Source organism: Bacillus litorisediminis (assembly GCF_022808645.1).
Classification (GTDB): Bacteria; Bacillota; Bacilli; order Bacillales; family JC228; genus Bacillus_BF; species Bacillus_BF litorisediminis.
Genome location: NZ_JAKZKT010000007.1, coordinates 38435 through 61621, shown reverse-complemented (window position 1 = coordinate 61621; position 23187 = coordinate 38435). Strand labels below are relative to the sequence as shown.

Here is a 23187-nt window from a genome sequence, read left to right as displayed (position 1 = left end):
TCAAAAACCTATTCTATCAGTCAAAATTGGTTTCTATGGGTCAAAAACCTATTTTATCAGTCAAACATACTTTTTATCAGCCAAAACACTTTCTGTCAGTCAAACTCTATTTCAAAAGATCAAAATCCTATGAGAAAGCCCGTCTAAACATAACCGGCCAACCCCACTCATATATATAAAACAGGCTGTAAAAACCCTAGAACAACAAGGAGAAGTGTATGCGCAGAAAAAGAAAGGGTTGGTTGTTTGTCCTTTTGTTAGGACTTGTCCTGGTGATCGGATTTTTCGGTGTCTCGACTTTTGGAGCCAATAGTCCTGAAGAAGTCGTGGAACTATTTTATGAGTATGAAAAGGATGGCGACTTCGGTAACTCTTGGGAACTGTTCCATTCAGAAATGAAAAAACGATTTGATAAAAGCGACTATATTCAAACCAAAAACCACGTCTTTTTCGGACATATGGCAGTAGATACATTTGACGTAGAAATTGGGGATACAGATAAACTTAACAGGTGGACATTGGGGAAGGACGGTCCCGTCTTTCAAAATGTTTATCAGGTTGAGGTCACTCTTACTTTTAAAAGTCAGTTCGGGCTATTCGATATGGTGTTTTATTGCTATACAGTAGAAGAAGATGGGGATTGGAAGGTATTGTGGGATTATAACTATTAGAGGAAAGAGGTGCTTTGTGGAGAGTGCCTCTTTTTATCGTGTACTTCGTCGATTATACGAAGTGCGCAACCGTTTATGTGCCGCTTACACCTTTTATGTGCCATTGGTTCCGTTTATGTGCCGCTCCACACCTTTTATGTGCCATTCGTTCCGTTTATGTGCCGTGCGTCGCCAAATATGTGCTGTGCGTCGCCGTATATGTGCCGCTCCCCGTCATTTATGTGCGGTCTGCCGCCGTATATGTGCCGTTCGTCGATTTATGTGCGGTCTGCCGCCGTATATGTGCCGTTCGTCGATTTATGTGCGGTCTGCCGCCGTATATGTGCCGTTCCTCGTCATTTATGTGCGGTCTGCCGCCGTATATGTGCCGCTCCTCGTCATATATGTGCGGTCTGTCGCCGTATATGTGCCGCTCCACACCTTTTATGTGCCATTCGTTCCGTTTATGTGCCGCTCCCCGTCATTTATGTGCGGTCTGTCGCCGTAAATGTGCCGTTCCTCGAATTATGTGCCGTCTGTCGCCGTATATGTGCAGTTTCTCGTCATTTATGTGCTGTGCGTCGCCGTATATGTGCCGCTCCCCGTTGTTTATGTGCCGCTCCACACCTTTTACGTGCCGTTTCTCGTCATATATGTGCGGTCTGCTGCCGTATATGTGCCGCTCCTCGCCATATATGTGCTGTACGCCCATCGGTTCCTCGTTTTCTTTAGCAGATTCTCAAGCAATTGGTTTACAATAGAAATAAATCGAAGAACGGAGAGCCAAAGTCAATGAAAAAGCCTTTAGTATCAGTGATTATTCCCACTTATAATCGTTTAGGCCCTTTGTCTGAGCTGGTGGAGTCGCTTTCAAGACAGACGTTACAGGATTTTGAAATCATTATTGTGAATGATCGGGGGGAGCGGGTTGATCGGATTCCAATCCTTTACCCTGAACTTCATATAAAACAAATTACTCCGTCCCAAAAGCTGCATCATGTAGGATGCCGCAATGAGGGGCTTGCCCATGCAGAAGGGACCTTCATCATGCTTTGTGATGATGACGATTTTGTTGTTCCGGACCATGTAGAAAGGATGGTCAGCGCCATACAGGATGCCGACTTTGTCTATACCGATGTGGAGATGGTTGATTTTATAGCGGATAATGGAGTTCGTTACCCTCAATCCCGGACCATTTTTGCTTATGAATTGGATCGCGAGCTAATCCGAAAGTTTAATCCTTATATTTCTTCCGGTTCTATGTATCGAAAAGAGATTCATAAAAGGATAGGCAGCTTTGATGAGGAAGTACATAACTATTGGGATTGGGACTTCTTTCTGCAAGTTATCAACAATGGTTTTACCGTAAAAAAACTTCCAGTAGCCAGTACGATCTATGCCTTTACTCCAAATGGAGGCAACATATCAGCCGAATTAAACGAAAGGCGACAAGTCTATCTCCAGCGGTTTTCTGACAAGCATCAGCTTGGCAGTCTTTCACAAGAGAATTTTTGGACGATGATGGAACACCCTTTTGTAAAAAGTAAAAGGGCCCAGTCGAAAATCGTGTGGGACGGGAAGCCGGTCATTTATCGCGGACTATAAGTATTTTACTATAGTATGAATAGGCCTCTATATTTCAAGAGGTCTTTTTTGGTTTTCTTAAAGTACAACAGAAGACCAGCACAATTAAAAGTGCTGGCCTTCTATTTACTTATAGCAAGAAATAATTCATTTGTTTCATTATTAAAAAGCAGCTGTCCAGCCTGCATCTGCAGTAACGATGGTACCATTGACAAAACTGGATTCATCAGAAGCTAAAAATAAGGCGACTTTCGCGATTTCCTCTGGTTGACCCGCACGAGGTACAACGGATTGAGGTATTTTAGTACGACTTGCCCCAAACTCATTAATATTTTTCATAGAAGCTGCAATATTCGTGACAGTAGCGCCTGGTGCGATTGCATTACAGCGAATCCCTTTATTGGCATACATATACCCTGTATTTTTGGTAATTCCGACAACTGCGTGCTTAGAGGCTGTGTAGGCGACGCCAGCATGTGCCCCATTAAACCCTCCAGTAGAAGCTATGTTTACAATTATACCTGTACCATTTTCTAAAAAAATCGGTATAGCTTTACGGATAGCCCGTATCACACCTTTTGTATTAACGTCGAAAATGCGATCCCATTTTTCATCGGTTATATCACCGGCAGGTTCAAATCCATCCATGATGCCCGCATTATTAACGAGAATGTCTAGGGTTCCGTACTCTTTGACTGCCGTATCAATCATATTTTCAATATCTGCTAACTCAGCTACATTTGCCTTTATTGCTTTAGCCGTTCCGCCATTACTAATAATGCCGTTCGCTACTTGTTCGGCACCCTCTAGATTAAAATCTGCAAGGATAACTTTAGCGCCTTCCTGCGCGTACAATTCAGCAATCGCTTTTCCCATACCAGATGCGGCCCCGGTAACGACGGCAACTTTATTTTCTAATCTCATTCCAACCCCTCCTAGTAAAAAGAAATCTATTGTTTTACCTATTATTGAACAAGTGTTCATTATCTTGTCTCATTTATAGTATAATTAGTTCTAATATGCCGTACAATCAGCAAAATTATTGGTTTTGTCTATTAATAAACACTAGTTGGAATGAATGTCCGTTATGCTGCTGATGTTATACAAAGGAGGTATACGATGTCTAATAGAATGAGCGGGATTGACCGAAGAATTGTAAAATCGAAAATGGCCATAAGGGAAGCGCTTATATCCTTGATGCAGCAAAAAGATCTTAAGGATATTACTGTTAAGGATATTGTTCAAAAAGCAGATCTTAACCGGGGAACATTTTATAAGCATTATCAATACAAGGAGGATATACTGTCAGAGATCATGGATGATGTGATAGCTGATTTAATAGCTTCTTATCGTGAACCTTATAAGGATATTGACCAATTTAAAGTCAGTGAATTGACATCATCTGCGATTAAGATTTTTGATCATGTCAGTAAATATGCAAATATTTATTCGCTTATGATTCATTCAAATGCATTACCAGGCTACGAGGATAGAATCTGCCAAGTATTGAAAGAACTATTTTTACAGGATTTTTCAGATTATATTGCTAACGCAAAAATTAATAAAGAGCTGCACGCCAGTTACCAAGCCTACGCAATATTAGGATTGATAATTGAGTGGGTGAATGGCGGATTCAAATATAGTCCAATTTATATGGCAGAACAGCTTTTAGAAATAGTAAAGTCGAACCGGCAAAGAGTATAAGTTATAAATAGAAATAAATGTAAAAAACCGAAGACCCCTAATAGATCTTCGGTGTTATCCTTACAGTTTACTTATTTACCTCATATAAATAAAAAATAAAATCGGTTGATGGGCCGGGATGTCCCATTTGGCGCAGCATGGCGGTCATATTGCCGCGATGGTACGTGCCGTGATTGACGATATGCTGATACAGCTCGGCATAGGATGTTTCTAATGAACCGAAGTACGGATGGCTTACCGTATGCGGAGCATGGGGATCATTTATTGGCTTCAGAAAATGTTCATAATCCTCCATTACCTCAGAATAAGCAGCTTCGAGTTCTTCAAGGCTCATATTCGTTAGTTTTTTGATCCGCTCATCCCTGGATTGGACAAAGGTCTCTAATTCCATACCTTTAATCCCAAACAGCCAGGCGGAATCAACGATAATCATGTGAACCAGAACTTCTCGAATAGAAGAAAAAACACTCTCGACTTTTTTGTCTAATACATTTTCAGGCAGTTCTTGTAAATGCTGAAAATACTTTTGATTGGCCCATTGGTGGTAGCGGAAAAGCTTCATTGTTGGATTCATTTTTGCAGCTCCTTTTATTAAGATTGGATTAAGCTCGGAAAAATGGGACTTTCTCAACGCCAGTCATCCGTGCGTAAATATATAGCTGTCCTTTATGATGGACTTCATGGTCGTAAATAATTTTGAGATATACTTTCCCCGGTAATTGAAAGTTTGAGATAGGGAACGTGCGTACTGCTTCTAAATCTTCAGGTGTCAGGGAGGAGTATGTGGTGACTGTTTTTTCGGTTAATTCATGAACGGCTTCACGGACTTCGGTCATGGTTGTATAATTCATATTCTCGGGTTTTGAAAACTCCCCTGTTTTTGTCAAAGTAATAAAAGTATCTGCCCATCCGGCAATATGTAAAGCAAGTTGACCTAGTGTCATAGCCCCGTCCCAAGGCTTAAAGTTAACGTCGGTATCCTTCACTGTTTTTAAAAGCTCCTCCAGGACTCGCCTGTGTGTTAGCCAGTCTTTAAGGGATCTCTCAATCATGTTCCATCACCTTTCCTTTAGTTTGCATGATTATCATAGAATATGTTCACTGACAGATATGGTCAGTGAAGCTACATTTTTTGATAATGCTGTAATAAATTCTCGAGCACCGTCAGCATTTGTTCTTTGATCTCAACAGGTTCGAGGATTTCAATAGCCCTGCCGTATGGGAGAAGAGAGTAGGGTAAATAATAAAAAGCTATTTCTTTCTTTAGCTTAAAATGAGCTTCCGTTTCAGTGCCATCTACCAAAGCGGGCCATAGGCTCCAATGAGAAGAGAGTTCTTTGATTACCTGGGGATGGGCATGAATTTTTACGGTGACAAAAGAATCTTTTGAGTCTGTATCTGGGAGCAGAGATTTTAGAAAAAAGGAACGAATTGAAAAATCCTCGGGCCGGTTGAACGTTATCTCTGTTTCAGTAACAGTAACAATTCGATCGACACGAAAACTGCGAACTTCTTGGCGCAGGTGACAATACCCAACGATATACCATCTGTTTTTCCAATGAACTAAACCATAAGGATCCAAGTGTCTGTTAGAAAATGTATTCGATTTTCCCTTTTGGTAAGAAATTAAAAGTGTCCTGCTTTCTGCAACCGCAGTTTCTAAAATTTGCAGAGTTGCTTCAATGGAGGGATCAGCAGGCGGCTGAATGATATCGAAGCCTTTGGTATGGCGGTTAATCAAACTTTGTTGAGTTTCATTCGTGTATAGGTTCAGCTTTGTTATGGCCCGATTCAATGCATCGCTAAAGGGATATCCGGATTCTTGCGCATAAATCGCAGCATGATTCAGCGCCTTTTGTTCTTCTATATCAAAAAACAGGGGTGCTTCAGCCAAATCATGAAGCAAGCTGTAACCGCCATTATGGCCAGAATCGGCGATAATCGGAACCCCGCTTGCACATAATGAGTCTATGTAACGGTAAACGGTACGGATATTAATTTCTAAAGCATCTGCTATCTCCTTAGCCGTAATACGCCGGCCACTCTTCAGCAGCCACAAAATTGATAGCATCATAGAAGACTTAGACATTCCATCCACATTCCTTTGGGGGATTTTTCCACCTCTTCATTATAAAGCCCTCAAAGTCTCCCTGTCACCACCAAGAAATTCGACACGGCCGCACCATTCGATACCACCTTCACATTCCTTAGTAGCTCATTTCGACAGGTTCCTCACCCGCGATAAATTGTCTTGAAATTTGTCGAATAGGAGGATTTCAAAAGAAAAGGAAGAATAATATAGAAAGTGCTAGTTTTAGAGAAGGAGGGGGTTGTGAGTGGTAAAATTATTGATTGCCGATCGGGATGAAAATGAGAGAGTAGGGATTAAGTGGCTCGTATCTTCTTATTCCATTCCTTATGAAAAAATATTTCTGGCGGGGACTGCTCTGGAAACTATTCGGTTTTTAGAAAAGGAAATGCCCGAAGTGGTATGTGTAGAGCTGGATATGTTTCAATCAGATGCCTGGCAGGAGCTCACATTTGCTTTGAACCGCTATGCCCGCTATTGTATTGTTATGACTGCCGAAGCGACCTTTGACCGGGCCCTGCAGGCGATTGAGCTTCATGCATACTCGTTTTGGCTAAAGCCCATCCTGCCAGATGAAATCAAACGGGTCCTGCAACATTGTTATAAACAAGCAGGGAAAAACCCCTCCCCGCATCTCGCATTTGGCACAACATCCGATACCATGTCCTATAGGGCCTTATTTGTTGAAGGAGAAGCCCCTGAACATAGCGCTTACAGTATTTTATTGCTGCAAACAGAACAAACAAAGGATCTCCCATTACTGCGTAAATTTATTGAAGAATATTCGTTTCAAATCCAGCCCGTCATCTTTCCGTTAAGTGATATGATTGCCTGTGTGCTGGAAAGTCGGATTGGGACTGATTCCTATGTAATCCAGCAAGGAAATCTGCTGCTAAAGCAGTGGGAGGAATGCTTCAGGATTCCAATTGCAGGTATCCTTTATCTGCCAAAACAGATTCAGCCTCTTCACAAATGCTATGTAGAAGCAAAACAGTCCCTGGACATTCATTTTTTTAAAGGTTACCGACAGCTGACAGTATTAGAGAATCCAATCAGATGGAGAGAAATAGATCCATTTTTGACGCCAGACGACCAAAGAAAATGGATTGGCATGTTGAACAGCGGAGATCTGGACGAAATCAAAAACTGGATACATGCTGAATTTTTAAATTTTAGCCACCCTTATCCGGACCCCGGGTTACTTAGAGTACGATTAACCAGCATTTTGGCACAGGTAAGGCGTTTTATGAAGTCTTTTCACTTAGATCAAGGGGACCTTGAAGCCAGCTATCACCGTGTATTTGAGTCTATTCTTTACACATCCGTACTTTACCGGATTGTTCAGGATTTTATCTTATTTTTAAAAGAAGTGATAGATCGGGCTGCCATTCATCGTCAGGAAAAGATTTTAGATGTCACCGAAAAGGCGATTCAATACATTGAACAGCATTACATGGAACCAGATTTAAACCTCGAAAAAGTTGCACAGTTTGTCGATCGCAATCCAGCCTACTTAAGCTCTCAATTATCCAGGAAAAATAAAGAGACCTTTAGGCAGCTATTGACGCAAATCAGAATAAGGGAAGCGCAGACTCTCTTAAAAGAAACGGATCAAACAATCCAGCAAATTGCGGACCAAACTGGTTTTGCTAACCCCAATTATTTCAGCCGTGTTTTTAAAAAAGAAGTGGGAATATCACCAAGGACTTATCGCGACCAAAAATAAAAAAAGAAATCTAAAATTTTTACTAATATAAAATGTAAGCGCTCTATTTCGCTAGATGCTAGATAAAATATATGAAGATTTTCAAAAAGAAGTGCTCTACTTCAATAGTTGTCCTCACGCTATACTTGAATTATCAGAATATTTTAGCGAGAGGTGAAAGTTCGTGAAACAAGCCGAAAAAAGAGTGATTAAAAATTACAGAGGAACAGAATTGCATGCAAAAGGTTGGATTCAGGAAGCTGCCCTGAGAATGCTCATGAATAACTTAGACTCAGAGGTAGCCGAGAGACCGGAAGATTTAGTGGTATATGGGGGCATTGGAAAGGCCGCCCGCAACTGGGAAGCGTATGACGCGATTGTTAAAACCTTGCATGAATTAGAGTCGGATGAAACGTTATTGGTTCAATCAGGGAAGCCTGTGGCAGTATTTAAAACCCATAAAGATGCGCCTCGAGTCCTGATTGCCAATTCAAATCTAGTCCCTGCCTGGGCCAATTGGGAGCATTTCCATGAGCTGGACAAGAAAGGGCTGATGATGTACGGCCAAATGACAGCAGGAAGCTGGATCTATATCGGCAGTCAGGGAATTGTTCAGGGGACGTATGAAACATTTGCAGAGTGTGCCCGGCAGCATTTCAATGGAAGCCTCAAAGGCACCATTACACTTACAGCTGGCCTTGGCGGAATGGGCGGCGCTCAGCCACTTGCAGTGACCTTAAATGGCGGAGTTGCTATTTGTATCGAGGTCGACCCTGCCCGCATTCAAAAACGCTTGGATACCAAGTATTTGGATATCCGCGTGGACGATATAAATGATGCGATTAATACTGCGCTTGAGGCGAAGCGGGAGGGCACAGCCCTTTCAATCGGGCTGCTTGGAAATGCAGCTGAGCTTCTTCCCGAAATGATCAAACGCGGGTTTATTCCAGATGTATTAACTGATCAAACTTCTTCTCATGACCCTTTAAATGGTTACATCCCTGCTGGACTTTCGCTTCAAGAGGCCGATGAATTACGAAAAGCGGACCCAAGCTTATATATGAAAAAATCGAAACAAAGCATCGCCGATCATGTCCGTGCTATGCTTGAAATGCAGCAAAAGGGTGCTGTTACCTTTGATTACGGAAATAATATCCGTCAGGTCGCAAAAGACGAAGGGGTTGAAAATGCCTTTGATTTTCCTGGGTTTGTGCCAGCCTATATTCGCCCGCAATTCTGTGAAGGAAAAGGGCCATTTCGCTGGGTGGCATTATCCGGGGACCCCGAGGATATTTATAAAACAGATGAAGTGATATTACGAGAATTTAGCTACGACAAACATTTATGCAATTGGATTAAAATGGCACAGGAAAAAATTCAGTTCCAAGGCTTGCCTGCACGGATTTGCTGGTTAGGATACGGAGAACGGGCCAGATTTGGAAAAATTATAAATGATATGGTTGCTAGCGGTGAATTAAGTGCACCGATTGTAATTGGCCGCGATCACCTCGATTCCGGATCAGTTGCATCGCCTAATCGTGAAACGGAAGGGATGAAGGATGGCAGTGACGCTGTCGCAGACTGGCCGATTTTAAATGCTTTAATCAATGCAGTCGGAGGGGCAAGCTGGGTATCTGTTCACCATGGCGGAGGAGTCGGCATGGGTTACTCGATTCATGCAGGAATGGTCATCGTTGCTGATGGCACGAAGGAAGCAGAAGCCCGATTGGAAAGGGTGCTGACGACTGACCCAGGCATGGGTATCGTCCGTCATGTCGATGCAGGCTATGATTTGGCCATTCAAACAGCCAGGGAAAAAGGCGTCAGAATTCCAATGTTGGATTAAAGACTTAAAAAGAGAGGGGCATCTCGTGAAAGGATGCTCCTTACCCTGATTTCTTTAGAAAAATAAGAGATTCATAGAGGAGGATTTGATGGAACATAACGCAATTTTTATTCGGAATGCTCAGCAATTAGTTACTCTTCAAGGCGGATCCGACGCCCCGCGTGTGGGGAAACAAATGGAAGAGCTCCACATCATTGAAAACGGAAGTATTTGGATTGAAGGAAGAAAAATTGCAGCAGTCGGCAGAGATGCAGAGCTTCGTGAAAAATATAAGGAACGGCTTCATCAAGCGGAAGTCATCGATGTGACCGGAAAACTTGTAACACCTGGTTTCGTGGATCCTCATACTCACCTTGTTCACGCTGGAACACGTGAACAAGAATTTAATATGCGCCTTCAGGGAGCCACTTATATGGAAATTATGAATGCGGGCGGCGGTATTCACTCTACGACAAAAGCGACAAGGGAAGCCACACATGAACAGCTTTTTGGGGAAAGCTTTGCGAGACTAAATCGCTTCCTGAAGCAAGGAGTAACCACAGTCGAAGCGAAGAGCGGTTATGGGCTTTCATTAGAGCATGAAATGAAACAGCTAGAAGTCGCCAAGCAATTAAACGAATCGCATCCGATTGACATCGTGAGTACTTTTATGGGGGCGCATGCAGTTCCGGCTGAATACAAAGAAGATCCTGATAAGTTTGTAGATTTAATCATTAAAGAAATGCTTCCGCAAGTAGCTATATCGGGTTTGGCAGAATTCAATGATGTTTTCTGTGAACGGGGTGTATTTACCCCTGAACAATCAAGAAAAATTCTTGAAGCAGGACAGCATTTAGGTCTTCTTCCTAAGATTCATGCAGACGAGATTGAACCATACGGAGGAGCAGAACTAGCTGCCAGCATTAATGCGGTGTCAGCTGACCATCTTTTAAAAGCTTCTGACCAGGGAATTCAGCAAATGGCTGAAGCGGGTGTCATTGCCGTCTTGCTTCCGGGAACGGCCTTTTTCCTTATGGCTGAATCTGCCAATGGACGGAAAATGATCGATGCAGGTGTAGCGGTAGCTTTATCGACCGATTGTAATCCTGGTTCTTCACCAACCGTTTCACTTCCTCTCATTATGAATTTAGGATGCTTAAAAATGGGGATGACGCCTGCGGAAGTGTTAACTGCTGTTACCATCAATGCTGCGCATGCCATTAAGCGCGGAGCCGTTGTCGGCAGTATAGAGGCAGGCAAGCAAGCCGATATTAATATATTCAATGTTCCAACCTACATGCACCTTCAATATATGTATGGAGAAAACCATATAGATACGGTTATAAAAAATGGCAAAAAAGTAGTCAGCGGGGGGAGCTTATTATGGCAGGATACCCATACCCTCAATTAAAACCGCCAAGTTTTCGATGGGACAGACCAGAAGACAATCATGAGCCTAAGGTGAACGAATGGATTGAAACATTGGATAAGGATGGAACAGAGGTGGACTGGGACCAATTCGATGTTTGTTTACTTGGGATTCCACTTTCCCGGTCATCAATCAGTGCATCAGCTGCCAGTGAAAATCCTGATGCGATTCGAAGGGCTTGGAAATATTTCACGACATATAATCTGGATGCCGATGTAGATTTAACAGAGCTTCGTGTCGTTGATCTAGGCGATGTCAGACAGCATGTGACAGATATTTCTGTTTGTCATACCAACATTAAAGAAGCGATGCTGAGTATGCAGAAATACCATCCTCAGGTGCTTCCGATTTCAATAGGCGGCGACCATTCGATTACGGCCATGCTTGTAAAAGGATGGAAAGAGGCCCATCCAGATCAGCGGATCGGGATTTTACAGTTTGACACTCATTTCGATTTAAGGGACTTGAGTGATAATGGACCAAGCAATGGAACGCCAATCCGGAACCTGATTGAAAGCGGAACTGTACTTGGGGAAGATGTGTACAACATTGGCTTGCACGGATTTTTTAATGCGAAATCATTAAAGGATTATGCAGATAAAATGGGTGTGAATTATACGACTTTAAGAAAAGCAAGGAGAATGGGAATCGAGAATGCTGTTGAACAGGCTCTTGCGGAACTTGAGAAAAAGGTGGATACCATTTATCTCACGGTCGACATGGATGTGTTGGATATTGGGGTAGCACCGGGTGCTCCTGCCTCTACACCTGGGGGGATGAGAACGGATGAACTCTTTGAAGCGGTCTATGTGGCCGGGTTAAACGAAAAGGTAAAAGCGATGGATCTCGTCTGTCTGGATCCTTTTAAAGATGTAGGGGAAGCCACTGTCAAAGCGGGAGTCCATGTGATGCTATCATTTATGAGCGGGTTAGTGACGCGATTTAAACAAAATTAGTGAGACTGGAAGCGGAGATATCAATCTCCTTCCCGTTTGTCATGAGTTATCTAAAAATTCAGCAAAAGGAGGAGAAAGTATGACAAATCCAAATAATGTAACACCGTCACTGCAGAAAAATCCTCAAGTCAGCTCGCCATCCGGTATGATTAAGTTTTTTGTATTTAGTTTTATTGGTATTTTCATGTTTTTTATTCCAATCACTGTAAATGGAAGTTCGTCGATTCCGCTGGACCATATCGTTACTTGGATTCGAAACAACCTTCCGGAAGTTACACCATACTATGCAGTTCTTGTTATTCTCTTAGGTGCTATTTATCCTTTTTACAAAAAAACGTGGAATAAAAACAAAGTAGAAATGGTATTCTCGATTTTCAAAGTCCTAGGATTGCTAGCAGCCGTATTGCTTCTTTTTAATACAGGTCCATCCTGGTTTCTTGCTCCAAATATCGGTGTCTTTTTATTTGAAAAGCTTGTGATTCCAGTCGGATTGCTTGTCCCAATTGGTTCAGTCTTTTTGGCGATGCTGGTAGGGTATGGTCTGCTCGAATTTATTGGAGTCCTAGTTCAAAAGATTATGCGGCCGATTTGGAAAACACCAGGCCGTTCAGCTGTCGATGCGGTTGCTTCATTCGTTGGGAGCTACTCAATCGGCCTTCTCATTACGAACCGTGTCTTTAGGGAAGGGAAATATACCGTGAAGGAAGCTGCAATCATTGCGACCGGTTTTTCAACTGTATCTGTTACCTTTATGATCGTTGTTGCCAATACGTTAGACTTAATGGATCATTGGAATTTATATTTCTGGTCATCACTAGTTGTCACGTTCCTGGTTACGGCGATTACAGCGAGAATCTGGCCAATTTCAAAGATGAGTGACGAATATTTTAACGGAAAAGGCGACCCGGAAGAAATAGTAAAAACTCAAGTTATTCAAACAGCCTGGACAAAAGCAATCAGTACAGCAGACCAAGCACCTTCTATTGGGAAAAATATTTGGGAAAACCTTCGTGATGGATTTATCATGACGATGGGTATCTTACCTTCCATCATGTCTGTTGGACTTTTAGGTTTACTATTAGCTGAGTACACTGCTGTATTTGATATCATTGGCTATATTTTTTATCCATTCACGCTGCTTCTCCAAATTCCAGAGCCGTTATTGGCAGCTAAAGCAGCGGCTGTGGAAATTGCAGAAATGTTCTTGCCAGCCTTGGTAGTTGTTGAGGCTCCATTGGTGACTAAATTTATAACAGCCGTAGTTTCAGTTTCATCGATCTTATTCTTTTCGGCGACAATTCCTTGTATTTTATCTACGGATATTCCAATTAGCATACCGCGCTTGCTCGTAATTTGGGTGCAGCGAACCATTTTATCGCTAATCCTCGCAACGCCCATTGCGTTTTTGTTTTTATAAAACAAGCTTTGATAAAGTTAAAGCAACAATTGTAATGGTTTATCAGAGCCCTTTTTGACGCGAACTCCTAATTTAGGTCATTGAGGCTGCTAGTCAGAGCCCGTTTTGACGCGAACTCCTAATTTAGGTCATTGAGGCTGCTAGTCAGAGCCCGTTTTGACGCGAACATTCTAATTTCGGTCATTGAGTTAAAATCCACGAGAGTGAAAAAACGAGCCGGCTCTGCCCCCTTGCTAAGGCATGAGCGAGGAGGCTGAAAAATATAAAGAAACTCCAGCGAACAGTTGAACGCTGGAGTTTTTAAATATGTACTTATTTTTCTTTTTTAATAGACATCCAAAATCCAATCACGATAAAAATCAGACCAAATATCGCTGCTAAAAAAAGCATATATTGGAGACGAAGACCTTCAAGCTGGAGATACTCAGGAAGTTCCCCTTTTTCTAAGAAATGAAGCCGCTGGTCATAGTAGCTTGTGGTATCGTTAATCAGAATAATAAAAAGAGTAACAAGGATTAAGGTCATTGCTCCATACACAACATGTTTTAAGTTGATCCGAATCTTAGTCTCGTTTTGGTTGGCATCACGTATAAAGATGATATAAGCGGTCAGGAAGCCAGTTAATAAAAAGATAAAAGCAAAAAATAGATACGATAAAAGCCGGAATAAGTTCTCTGTCTCACTGATTACGTAAGTGGCAATAAAGAAAAAGATTCCTAAAATAACGATCAGGATAAAAAGATCAATTTTTTTCTCTGTCTTTTCCATGATTTTCCCTCCTCTCAGTCTACTATTATAGCAAATTAGAGAGGATGAAAAAGGAAATTGTCGAATGATGTAATGTATTTTTTAGAATGATAAATATTATCTCGGCCATTGCTAGAATTACAAAACGTTCCGAATGCTCCTCCTAACTCAGAAACTGCATTTCCAATCCAGACAAATACAAACGAACGTTTCTTAAAAATATGATGAGAACTCAATAGCCACAACACCTTTTGAGAAATGTACACAACTTTTATTATGAGCTGAAATGTGATGGTAGAGTAAAAAGTCGTTCATTTTGATTATAAAGAATATGGTGGAATTTAATATAAATATTGGAAAGAAAGTTTGTTTTTAATGCTTTTTCGAAAAGATTGTGGTTTTTTCGACAGTAGTGGTTTTATAAAGCTATTGATTTGAATAGGAAAGGCATAGAATTAAGGAAAGCAGTCCGAATGCGCCTGTGATTCGGACAGGAAAAGCGTAGAATTCAGAGAAGCAGTCCGAATGAACCCCTGATTCTGACAGGAAAAGCGTAGAATCCAGAGGAGCAGTCCGAATGCGCCTGTGATTCGGACAGGAAAAGCGTAGAATTCAGAGAAGCAGTCCGAATAAACCTCTGATTCGGACAGGAAAATCGTGAAAATCAGGGAGGCAGTCCGAATGAGCCCTTGATTCGGACAAGAAAAGCGTAAAAATCAGTGAGCCTGTCCGAATGAACCCCTGATTCGGACAGGAAAGACGCAAAATCCAGAGGAGCAGTCCGAAAAGCAAGGAGGATTGCTAAAGGACATAGGTTTCGCTATCCGTGATAAATTCGCCGATTTTCAGAATTAGCGGACATTGAATCCTTTATTTACGCAAAAATCCGCGATTTTTGAATGATTTACGGCAGTTAATATTCAAAAACAGGCATTTTTACGTGAATAACGTATGTCCGGGAAAGAGAATCATCTGGATAAATCCCTGTTCGGCTGCTGGCTATTTTTGCTGTAATCCCTGCGAAAATTGTTATATAACTTTATACATGAAAGAAAAAAAGGCACTATTCAATAGCACCTTTTGTCGGCAAATTATTATTCCCAAGGTTTTTTAGTGGTGATGAATTGGGCAAGCTTCTTGCTTTCAGCTCTGCGGTTTTTTCGGACAAGAGCGCGCTGATCGCCGGTTTCATGTAATTTTTGCTCTTCAGGTGTTTCAGGAATGACTTCTGGTACAGCAACGGGCTTTCCATTTTCATCTAGTGCTACGAAGGTTAGGAATGCAGTGGCGGCAATTCGACGTTTGCCTGATAATAAATCTTCTGTGATAACCTTTGCAAAAACCTCCATTGACGTTCGCCCGGTCCAAGTCACAAACGTTTCAATGCAAATTGAATCGGTTGGTAAAATGGGTTCGAGAAAGTCGACCGAGTCCGTTGATGCGGTGACTACCTCTGCCCGGCAATGCCTTTTTGCTGAAATCGAAGCAACTCCATCAATTCTTTTCATTAACACGCCGCCAAACAGCGTGTTGTGGTTATTCGTATCATTGGGAAGAACGAGGTCAGTATGAACAACGCGGGATTCTTTACAATATTTTGGTTCCATCTATATGTACACCTTCCTACTCTTTCTTGCTTTCTCCTTCCTATTATAAGGATATGTCACGAAGCTATTCAAACATAATTATAGAGAGTGAAACAAAATAATCCCAAATTAGCCTCTTTCACAATAATCCTTTAAGTTATCCAGCTGCTTTTTCGCCAATTTTTTTGTTAAGCCGGAAAAAAGAGTTCCCATCAGTTTTGCAAAAAAGCTTTTATAACGATATTCATAAAATTGAGTGACTTGGGTTGCGGCACCTTGTCCCTGAAATTCATACCCAATCCGAATGTCGAAGGCTTTATGAATGAGCTGATACGAAAAAAAATGAGGTGCTTCGATTTTTTCAATCACTCCCTGGTACGTTGTTTTTCTTTTGCCTTCGATTTGATTTTGGGTAAACCTAGTACCAGACCGAACAGGGCCTTCCATGTTTATCGACTGAATTTCGTCCATCCAACGCTCCCGGTGACTAGCTTCAGCAACTCGTTCAAAAACATGAGCCTGATTTTTCTCAATTACTGCTTGATTACGTATCATTATGGATGCCCTCCAAACAATTGATTACTTCTATTATACATATTGAGGGTTTTGTCCACTATAGCTCGGCAGGGGATTACACCCTTAATATGAGCGAACAGGGAGTATAAGCTGTAATACTGATTCATCTTCAGATGCCGTAATAATAATGGGTTTCATCGCTCCGGTAAATCCTACCGATATAACGGAGCTGTCATGAGCTTTGAGAGCATCAGCCATATAAGCTGCATTGAATGAAATGTGAGTCTCTTCACCTTTCATCGATTCAACTTCAATATCTTCGATAAGATCTCCAAATGCAGGCGAGTAGGAAGCGATTTGGGCGCGGCCATTAGCCTGAAAAATAAATTTAATTACATTATGGCTGCCTTCTTTAGCTAAAAGAGATGCCCTTTTAATCGTTTGGGCAAAATAGAGAGTGCCAACTTTCATTTCTGCTTTATAATCCCTAGAAATAAACCTCGTGATATCCGGGTATGCTCCTTCCAAAAGCCGTGTATAGAAGCGGATGCTAGGCAAGGAAAATTGGACTTGATTATGTCCCAAATACATGTCAATCAGTTCATCATTGTCCGGCAATAATGCCTGCAATTCAAGCAAACTTTTACCAGGAATCACGATATTAAATCTTCCCGGTTTATTGACCTCTGCCTTTTTCAACGCAAGCAAATGGCTATCTGTCGCCGAACAAGTCAATACCCCTTCTGACAGCTTCCAATTCACCCCAGTTAAAATCGGCCGAGTTTCCGAAGAGGAAACGGCAAAAACAGTTTGCCGGATCATCTGTTTCAGTAAGCTGGACGGAAGAGAAAGTTTTTCACAGGCTTCAAGGAAAGGCAGCTTTGGATATTCCTCTACATCAATTCCATTTAGCTTAAATTCTGATTTTCCGGCTTGTATAATGGCAATTTGATTTTGCTGCGAGATCGATATAGGACCATCTGGAAGGTTTTTAAGAATTTCATAAAATAACCTTGCATGAAGGGCTATTCCGCCTAATTGATCTATATGCAATGATGGGCCAGACGCAGCTGCCTCAATTGACATGTTTGAGTCACTTCCCGTCAGGAGCAGACCATCTTTAGATGCCGACAATTTTATACATGTTAAAATCGGAATCGTCGTCTTGGATGAAACAGCTCGCAATACATTCTGAACACCTTTTATTAAAATTTCCTTCTGAACTGTAACCCTCATAAATACGCCCCCTAATACTCTTTCTTTTATTATATCCGAACATTCGTTCTTGAAGTAAGAATTTAGCCAAAAATTGGTGAAGCCCAAAAATGTAACGAAATTCGACTTTTTACGTCTTATACATATAGAGCTCTTGTGAGGTTTGTATTTGGTATAATAAGAGAGAGCTAGAAAAATATAACTTTTTTAAAAAGCTAATTTAGAGGGTGCAACTATGGATATAAATAATAATCGAATGGAAAAATTGCAAAAGCGAAAGCGGAAGCGCAAACGCTGGGTTGTCCTATTCGTCGTCTTCCTCTTTTTACTCGGCGGGGCGGGGATTATGGCAGCTGAATTCTGGAGCAGCATTTATGAAACCCGTGATCCCTTGGATGAAGATTTAAAGAATGCGATTGAAAATAAGAAAAATGAGCTAGATCCTGATAGCTTATTGGCAGATGATGCCTTTTTAAAAAATCGAAAAAATGGGCCATTTACTGTTCTGCTGTTAGGTGTAGATACGAATGATGCCGAGCAGGGAAGGACTGATACAATGATGGTGGCTATCGTGGATCCAAAGGATAATGAGGTGTCACTTGTTTCAATTCCGCGTGATATGCGGGTTGAGATTATCGGCCGCGGGGAATACGGTAAAATCAATAGCGCCTATGCATGGGGCGGCATCAATATGGCGATTGCTACCGTTGAGCACTTTTTAGAAATTCCGATTGATTACTACGCAACGGTTGACTTCAAAGGATTCCAGGCATTAGTGGATGCGATTGGCGGAATCGAGCTCAATGTTGAAAAGGATATGACATTCTGGGATCGTCTTTCAAAACAGTATGTTAGTCTTGAGGCAGGTCCACAGACTTTAAATGGATTTGAAGCTCTCAATTATGCCAGATTCCGCGGCGATGCTGAAGGAGATTTCGGCCGTAACCGCAGACAGCAGCAAGTCGTTTCAGCCATCCTTGATCAAACGATTGATCTGCGTAATGTAACAAACCTGACAGAAATCAGTGAAGCTCTAGGAGATAATGTCCGGACTGACATAAGTTTTACCAAAATGGTAAGCATGGCGGGCAGTCTTAAAATGTCTGGAGACGAAGTTGAATCCATTAAATATGATGCATACCCAACGAGAATAGGCAATACGTCATACGTCACGATTGATGACGCTGAGCTCGAAAGATTACAAGGAATTTTAGAAGATCGATTAAAAAATTAGGAAATGTGGTGCTCCTCTTCATACAGGAGCACCCTTTTTTAACATATTGGGGCAGCCCCCTTCTTACTTGGCGGTGAATGATTTGGATATTCAAGCAACACTTGAGCAATTGTGTAATGTGTTTAAACAAAACCTGCAGGATCAATTAACAGGCATTTATCTGCATGGGTCGCTGGCGATGGATTGCTTTCACCCGGAGACGAGTGATATTGATCTTTTGATTGTGGTATCGGATCCTCTCTCCTTTTCTGCAAAACAAGCAATTATGAGAGACTTAGTCGCCCTTACTTCCATATATCCAAGAAAAGGGCTGGAAATGAGTATTATTCTGGAGAAGGATGCGCGAGAACCAGTATATCCAATGCCCTTCGAACTTCATTATGGGACAGAATGGGGAAAGCGATTTTTACAGGACCAGTCGGACTTGTGTGAGGGGGGAGTGGATCCGGATTTGACTGCTCATATTGCGGTGACCCTAGCACGAGGCAAGTGCTTATTTGGAAAAGGCATGACTGAAGTATTTGCTCCTATATCAAGAGAAGATTATTTAAAGTCAATTTATTATGATATAAAGGATGCCCAGGCAGGGATATTACTAGAGCCGGTTTATACAATCTTAAATCTTTGCAGAACTCTACAATATGTGCGAGAAGGAAAGGTCCTTTCGAAAAAGGAAGGAGGAGAGTGGGGGCTCACGCATCTGCCTCAGAAGTTTGTACCGATTATTCGGCTGGCATTAGATGTTTATAGGGATAAGGTTAAACTTTTTACATATGATGATGAGCAGTTGGTACAGTTTGCGGAAGATTTGCTAGCAGAAATTAACGTTGAGGATACAGGAGTTTAGGTAAGCATGATAATGTATATCTTCGTTCAGTCAGAAGTTTGGAGTTTGTTAAACAGGAGTTTAGTTCGTTTAAAAGGGACATGAGTTTGTTTAAACGGGTACAAGTTGACTTAAGCCGATTCTAAGTTCGTTTAAACCGTGCTGAGTTTGCTAAAACATGAGCTGAGTTCGTTTAAACAATCACTGAGTTTGCTTAAATGGGAGCGAATTTGTTAAAACGAGTCTGAGTTCGTTTAAATCGATGTAAATTAATCAGAAACAGGCATAAAAATGGCCATGACAAAAAATCCCCCTTAAAAAAGAGGGATTTATTCATATCCTCTAGGTCTGACAAGCTTCGTACTATTCGCCTCAATACCATAGTACAGATCTTCTCTTTCGCTATAAAAAACATGTACGTCTACATTACCCTTTACGGATGGATCAGATGATGGCATTTGGATCGTTTCAATAAACTTATAATGATATCCGAAGTCCCCACTGTTTAAATATTTTATATACTCTTGGGATGTGATGTTAATCGGTTCGTCTCTGTAGCTAACTCGCTCCCAATTGTCGATTTTCCAGGATCCATTTGAATACTTGACAGTTATATATCCGGTGTAACCACCGTTTCCTAAATCGTTTATAATACTAATACTTTTAATCACAAATTGATTTTCCTTTGATTCAATTAGCTCCGACCTAACATTGAAATCCAAATTGGGAATGGACTGTTTCGTATCACAGTGGCAATAAAAATCCATTAGGATATCTTGAAGTGTTTCATCTGAAAATTCCTCTGTTGCATATTTTAAAAAGTATGGTTTTGCAATTGCATAGTCAGGCTCTGTATGATCTTTAAAGTATTCGCTATCTTTAATAGATGTCCATTTGTAGTCTATGCCTAATTGTTTAAACGTTTCTGTTAATCCTGTTAATAAATCATTTGTGATTTTGGCTGCCTGTTCTTTATCAACCATTTTCACAGGTTCTTCCGAATTGTCACCATCAGTCCCATCCTGCAGATCGGAGTTCTGTTCATTTATGGCACCGTCTGTCTGCTCTAGTTCCTCCTTCGTTGAACCACTTATGTTTTGTTTCACAGATTCGTGTGACTCTTCTCCAATGGCCGTATTCTCATTAGAAGAAATGATATAATACCCTAAGCCTAGTGTGGTCACGACGATAGCAGCTGAAAGGTAAATCCTCCATTTTTTCAACTTGTATTGCCCCCTTAATGTTACAGCTGGAATTGTGTTTTCATTCATTAAGACGATATTAAAACCGAAATGTCTCAAACCAAATTATTCCAAGAATAAAAAATAACCGATTGTACCATGTCCATGTCCATTATTCTCAAGCGGATTCAAACTAGGAATAAAAAAGTCCCCTCCAAGAAAGGGGAAAAATTAATCAAATATCTACTACATTACTTCAAGTCACTCTCTGCAATAGGTAAACTATGGCTGCTATTGGCGGCTATGCCGAAATAGTAATCAAGCGATTCGTTATAGAAAACATGAACATCTATTTCACCTTCAATGGCATTCTCATACATCGGCTCACCTTCGAAACCGATTAAGCCTGTCATTTTAATCGTTTTTACGTACGATATTTTAGAATCATCTGCATAATAGAGATCTAGATAAGTTAAATATTCATCAACTGTGAGGTTGATTGGCTCAACAGAAAAGTCATTCAATTGCCAGTGATCGATTTTCCAGGAACCACCTTCATTTTTAACGGTGATATAACCAGTTAGTCCGCCATTTCCAAGTTCATTTGCAATACTGATTCCCTTTATTACAAAAAGGTTATCATGTAATTCCAGTACCTCAGCCCTCACATCAAAGTGAAAATCAGGAATCGACATTTTATCGCAGAAACAATAATACATCTTTAATATATCTTCAAGCGTGCCTGCAGCAAATTCCTCTGTTGCATACTTTAAAAGATATGGTTTGGCAACATCAAAATCAGGTTCCGTATATCCGGGCTGATTCCAATCGCCTTGGACGGATGACCATTTATGTTCTTCACCTAAGCGCCCAAACGTCTCTTTTAACCCTTTGAATAAGTTTTGTGTGATTTCAATTGCTTGTTCCTCATCCAATAATTTTTGAGGCTCTTCTGCCCCCTCTTGATCATTTGCCTGCGGTTCCTCCATGCCTGTACCGCCGTTACTCCCCTGTTCAGCAGCTCCGTCAGCCCGTTCTTCTCTATTCACTTCATTTTCAAATTCAAATGTATATGAAAAGATTAGGTATCCGATACTAAGCACTAAAACAAGGGTGGCTGATATATAGACACTCCATCTACCCCATTTTTTCATTTTTTGGCCCCCTTGGATCTATTTTTTTCTTTTTGGTTTTTAATAAGCTATGCTGTTAATATAGATAATTCCATCACATGTCAATGATTTCAGCATGAACAAAAAGAGATAACCGCCACCTGAGACTTTTATATTTCATCCACTAATCAGACGGTGGGAAAATGAAAAAGTTTCCAACAGATTAGCCTAAAATTTTATTTGGGGGATACATATGAAGATTAAAGGAATCCATCATGTTTCAGCGATTACGGCGAATGCAGAACGGAATTTTAAATTTTACACAGAAACGATGGGAATGAGATTGGTGAAAAAAACAGTCAATCAAGACGATACCTCTGTATACCATTTATTCTATGGAGATGAAAAGGGGAATCCGGGAACAGAGCTCACTTTTTTTGAAATTCCAATGGCTGCCCGTAATCATCCTGGGGTACACAGTATTTCTTCAATCTCTCTCAGGGTAGTGAATGATAATGCCTTAATCTATTGGAAGGAAAGGTTTGAACAGCTGCAGGTAGAGCACGAGGAAATCAAACAAAGAGCGGGGCGGGCTTCCCTTGCGTTTAAGGACTTTGAGGGGCAGCGCTTGGTTTTGGTATCAGATGAAAACAACCAGGGGATCAAAGGAGGGAAGCCGTGGCATCAAAGTCCTGTGCCTGTTGAATATGGGATTCTTGGACTTGGCCCGGTACAGCTGACAGTTCCTGTTGCTGCTCCAACTCAGCAGATTTTAGAGGACGTGCTCGGCTTCCGTGAGGTTGGAACCTTTCCAGCTTATGAAGTAGGGCAACGCGATATTATCGTGTATGAGGCAGGTGAAGGTGGAACTGGGGGAGAGGTACATATTGAAGAGAGAACGGATCTCCCGCCAGAAAGGCTTGGACGAGGAGGAGTACATCATGTTGCTTTCCGAGTCGAGGATGAAGAAGAGCTGCATCAATGGGTTGAAAAATTAAAAAAGTCACGATTGCCAAACTCTGGTTTTGTGGAACGCTTTTATTTTAAATCCCTTTATTTTAGGGAAAGAAACCGGATCCTATTTGAACTGGCTACCGACGGCCCTGGTTTCGCTACAGATGAAGATAGTGAACATCTAGGTGAATCCTTAGCTTTACCACCCTATTTGGAAGATAAAAGAGAAGAAATTGAGGCAAAGCTTAAACCATTAAACACGAAAAGATTCTAACAAAAAAGAACCTCCTGTGTATCGACAGGAGGTTCTTTTCTTTCATTTGATTGATATACAACAAGCAGGCAGAGAGTAATTTACAAGCATATGCATAATTATGTTGCAAAATGTATAAAAATGAGTTAATTTAAAATATATGAAAAGTTTTACTAGTTTTATTAATTCGTATAATTGGAACTA

21 protein-coding genes are annotated in these 23187 nt (G+C 41.2%); 11 read left to right on the top strand and 10 right to left on the bottom strand.

The annotated features are described in order from the left end of the window. The first annotated feature begins 218 nt into the window (after positions 1 to 218). Both MLE14_RS05430 and MLE14_RS05425 read left to right on the top strand, forming a co-directional pair. Positions 219 to 671 carry a hypothetical protein gene (locus tag MLE14_RS05430; protein WP_243297333.1) on the top strand — a complete coding sequence of 151 codons (453 nt, stop codon included), beginning with the start codon at positions 219 to 221 and terminating at the stop codon, positions 669 to 671. A gap of 771 nt (positions 672 to 1442) precedes the next feature. Next, on the top strand, positions 1443 to 2255 hold the full coding sequence (locus MLE14_RS05425; RefSeq protein WP_243297332.1) for a glycosyltransferase family 2 protein: 813 nt from the start codon (positions 1443 to 1445) through the stop codon (positions 2253 to 2255). A gap of 141 nt (positions 2256 to 2396) precedes the next feature. On the opposite strand, the gene MLE14_RS05420 is transcribed toward MLE14_RS05425, so the two are convergent. After that, a complete protein-coding gene (locus tag MLE14_RS05420) occupies positions 2397 to 3158 on the bottom strand; it encodes an SDR family oxidoreductase (RefSeq protein WP_243297331.1) in 762 nt (253 codons plus the stop codon). A gap of 195 nt (positions 3159 to 3353) precedes the next feature. Between MLE14_RS05420 and MLE14_RS05415 the strand changes: the two genes are divergently transcribed. Next, positions 3354 to 3938 carry a TetR/AcrR family transcriptional regulator gene (locus tag MLE14_RS05415; protein ID WP_243297330.1) on the top strand — a complete coding sequence of 195 codons (585 nt, stop codon included), beginning with the start codon at positions 3354 to 3356 and terminating at the stop codon, positions 3936 to 3938. Between the two features lie 67 nt (positions 3939 to 4005). Here MLE14_RS05415 and MLE14_RS05410 read toward each other — a convergent pair whose 3' ends face one another. The 3 genes from MLE14_RS05410 to MLE14_RS05400 all read right to left on the bottom strand — a co-directional run bounded on the left by MLE14_RS05410 (position 4006) and on the right by MLE14_RS05400 (position 6027). Next, a complete protein-coding gene (locus tag MLE14_RS05410; protein WP_243297329.1) occupies positions 4006 to 4512 on the bottom strand; it encodes a DinB family protein in 507 nt (168 codons plus the stop codon). 28 nt (positions 4513 to 4540) lie between these two features. Beyond that, a complete protein-coding gene (locus tag MLE14_RS05405; protein WP_243297328.1) occupies positions 4541 to 4990 on the bottom strand; it encodes a DinB family protein in 450 nt (149 codons plus the stop codon). Positions 4991 to 5061: 71 nt separating this feature from the next. Further along, positions 5062 to 6027 carry a helix-turn-helix transcriptional regulator gene (locus tag MLE14_RS05400; protein WP_243297327.1) on the bottom strand — a complete coding sequence of 322 codons (966 nt, stop codon included), beginning with the start codon at positions 6025 to 6027 and terminating at the stop codon, positions 5062 to 5064. Positions 6028 to 6274: 247 nt separating this feature from the next. Between MLE14_RS05400 and MLE14_RS22575 the strand changes: the two genes are divergently transcribed. The 5 genes from MLE14_RS22575 (at position 6275) to MLE14_RS05375 (ending at position 13359) form a co-directional block, all read left to right on the top strand. After that, positions 6275 to 7753 (top strand): helix-turn-helix domain-containing protein, encoded by a 1479-nt coding sequence (locus MLE14_RS22575; protein WP_243297326.1) that lies wholly within the window; start codon positions 6275 to 6277, stop codon positions 7751 to 7753. A gap of 163 nt (positions 7754 to 7916) precedes the next feature. Next, entirely contained in the window at positions 7917 to 9578 is a 1662-nt protein-coding gene (gene hutU, locus MLE14_RS05390; RefSeq protein WP_243297325.1) for a urocanate hydratase, read from the top strand. Between the two features lie 88 nt (positions 9579 to 9666). Then, on the top strand, positions 9667 to 10968 hold the full coding sequence (gene hutI, locus MLE14_RS05385) for an imidazolonepropionase (protein ID WP_243297324.1): 1302 nt from the start codon (positions 9667 to 9669) through the stop codon (positions 10966 to 10968). Continuing rightward, the gene (locus tag MLE14_RS05380) at positions 10941 to 11942 is read left to right on the top strand and encodes an agmatinase family protein (RefSeq protein ID WP_243297323.1); all 1002 of its coding nucleotides are present in this window, start codon (positions 10941 to 10943) and stop codon (positions 11940 to 11942) included. The genes hutI and MLE14_RS05380 overlap by 28 nt, the downstream gene beginning before the upstream one ends. Positions 11943 to 12021: 79 nt before the next feature. Beyond that, a complete protein-coding gene (locus MLE14_RS05375) occupies positions 12022 to 13359 on the top strand; it encodes a YjiH family protein (protein WP_390628265.1) in 1338 nt (445 codons plus the stop codon). Positions 13360 to 13671: 312 nt separating this feature from the next. On the opposite strand, the gene MLE14_RS05370 is transcribed toward MLE14_RS05375, so the two are convergent. The 4 genes from MLE14_RS05370 to dnaN form a co-directional block, all read right to left on the bottom strand. Beyond that, positions 13672 to 14127: a hypothetical protein gene (locus tag MLE14_RS05370; protein WP_243297322.1), complete on the bottom strand. Its 456-nt coding sequence runs from the start codon at positions 14125 to 14127 to the stop codon at positions 13672 to 13674. A gap of 1073 nt (positions 14128 to 15200) precedes the next feature. After that, positions 15201 to 15713, bottom strand: a complete 513-nt coding sequence (locus MLE14_RS05365; RefSeq protein ID WP_243297321.1) for an acyl-CoA thioesterase — start codon at positions 15711 to 15713, stop codon at positions 15201 to 15203. A gap of 108 nt (positions 15714 to 15821) precedes the next feature. Then, positions 15822 to 16247, bottom strand: a complete 426-nt coding sequence (locus MLE14_RS05360; RefSeq protein ID WP_243297320.1) for an SRPBCC family protein — start codon at positions 16245 to 16247, stop codon at positions 15822 to 15824. Positions 16248 to 16331: 84 nt separating this feature from the next. After that, complete coding sequence (gene dnaN / locus MLE14_RS05355) at positions 16332 to 17444, bottom strand: DNA polymerase III subunit beta (protein WP_243297319.1); 1113 nt, start codon at positions 17442 to 17444, stop codon at positions 16332 to 16334. Positions 17445 to 17658: 214 nt separating this feature from the next. On the opposite strand from dnaN, the gene MLE14_RS05350 reads away from it, so the two are divergent. Beyond that, positions 17659 to 18657: an LCP family protein gene (locus tag MLE14_RS05350; RefSeq protein ID WP_243297318.1), complete on the top strand. Its 999-nt coding sequence runs from the start codon at positions 17659 to 17661 to the stop codon at positions 18655 to 18657. A gap of 82 nt (positions 18658 to 18739) precedes the next feature. Continuing rightward, positions 18740 to 19504: an aminoglycoside adenylyltransferase domain-containing protein gene (locus MLE14_RS05345; protein WP_243297317.1), complete on the top strand. Its 765-nt coding sequence runs from the start codon at positions 18740 to 18742 to the stop codon at positions 19502 to 19504. A 308-nt stretch (positions 19505 to 19812) separates the two neighbouring features. On the opposite strand, the gene MLE14_RS05340 is transcribed toward MLE14_RS05345, so the two are convergent. After that, entirely contained in the window at positions 19813 to 20706 is an 894-nt protein-coding gene (locus MLE14_RS05340; RefSeq protein WP_243297316.1) for a hypothetical protein, read from the bottom strand. Positions 20707 to 20915: 209 nt separating this feature from the next. After that, complete coding sequence (locus MLE14_RS05335) at positions 20916 to 21818, bottom strand: hypothetical protein (RefSeq protein WP_243297315.1); 903 nt, start codon at positions 21816 to 21818, stop codon at positions 20916 to 20918. Positions 21819 to 22029: 211 nt separating this feature from the next. On the opposite strand from MLE14_RS05335, the gene MLE14_RS05330 reads away from it, so the two are divergent. After that, positions 22030 to 23004 carry a ring-cleaving dioxygenase gene (locus tag MLE14_RS05330; RefSeq protein WP_243297314.1) on the top strand — a complete coding sequence of 325 codons (975 nt, stop codon included), beginning with the start codon at positions 22030 to 22032 and terminating at the stop codon, positions 23002 to 23004. Positions 23005 to 23187: the final 183 nt, after the last annotated feature.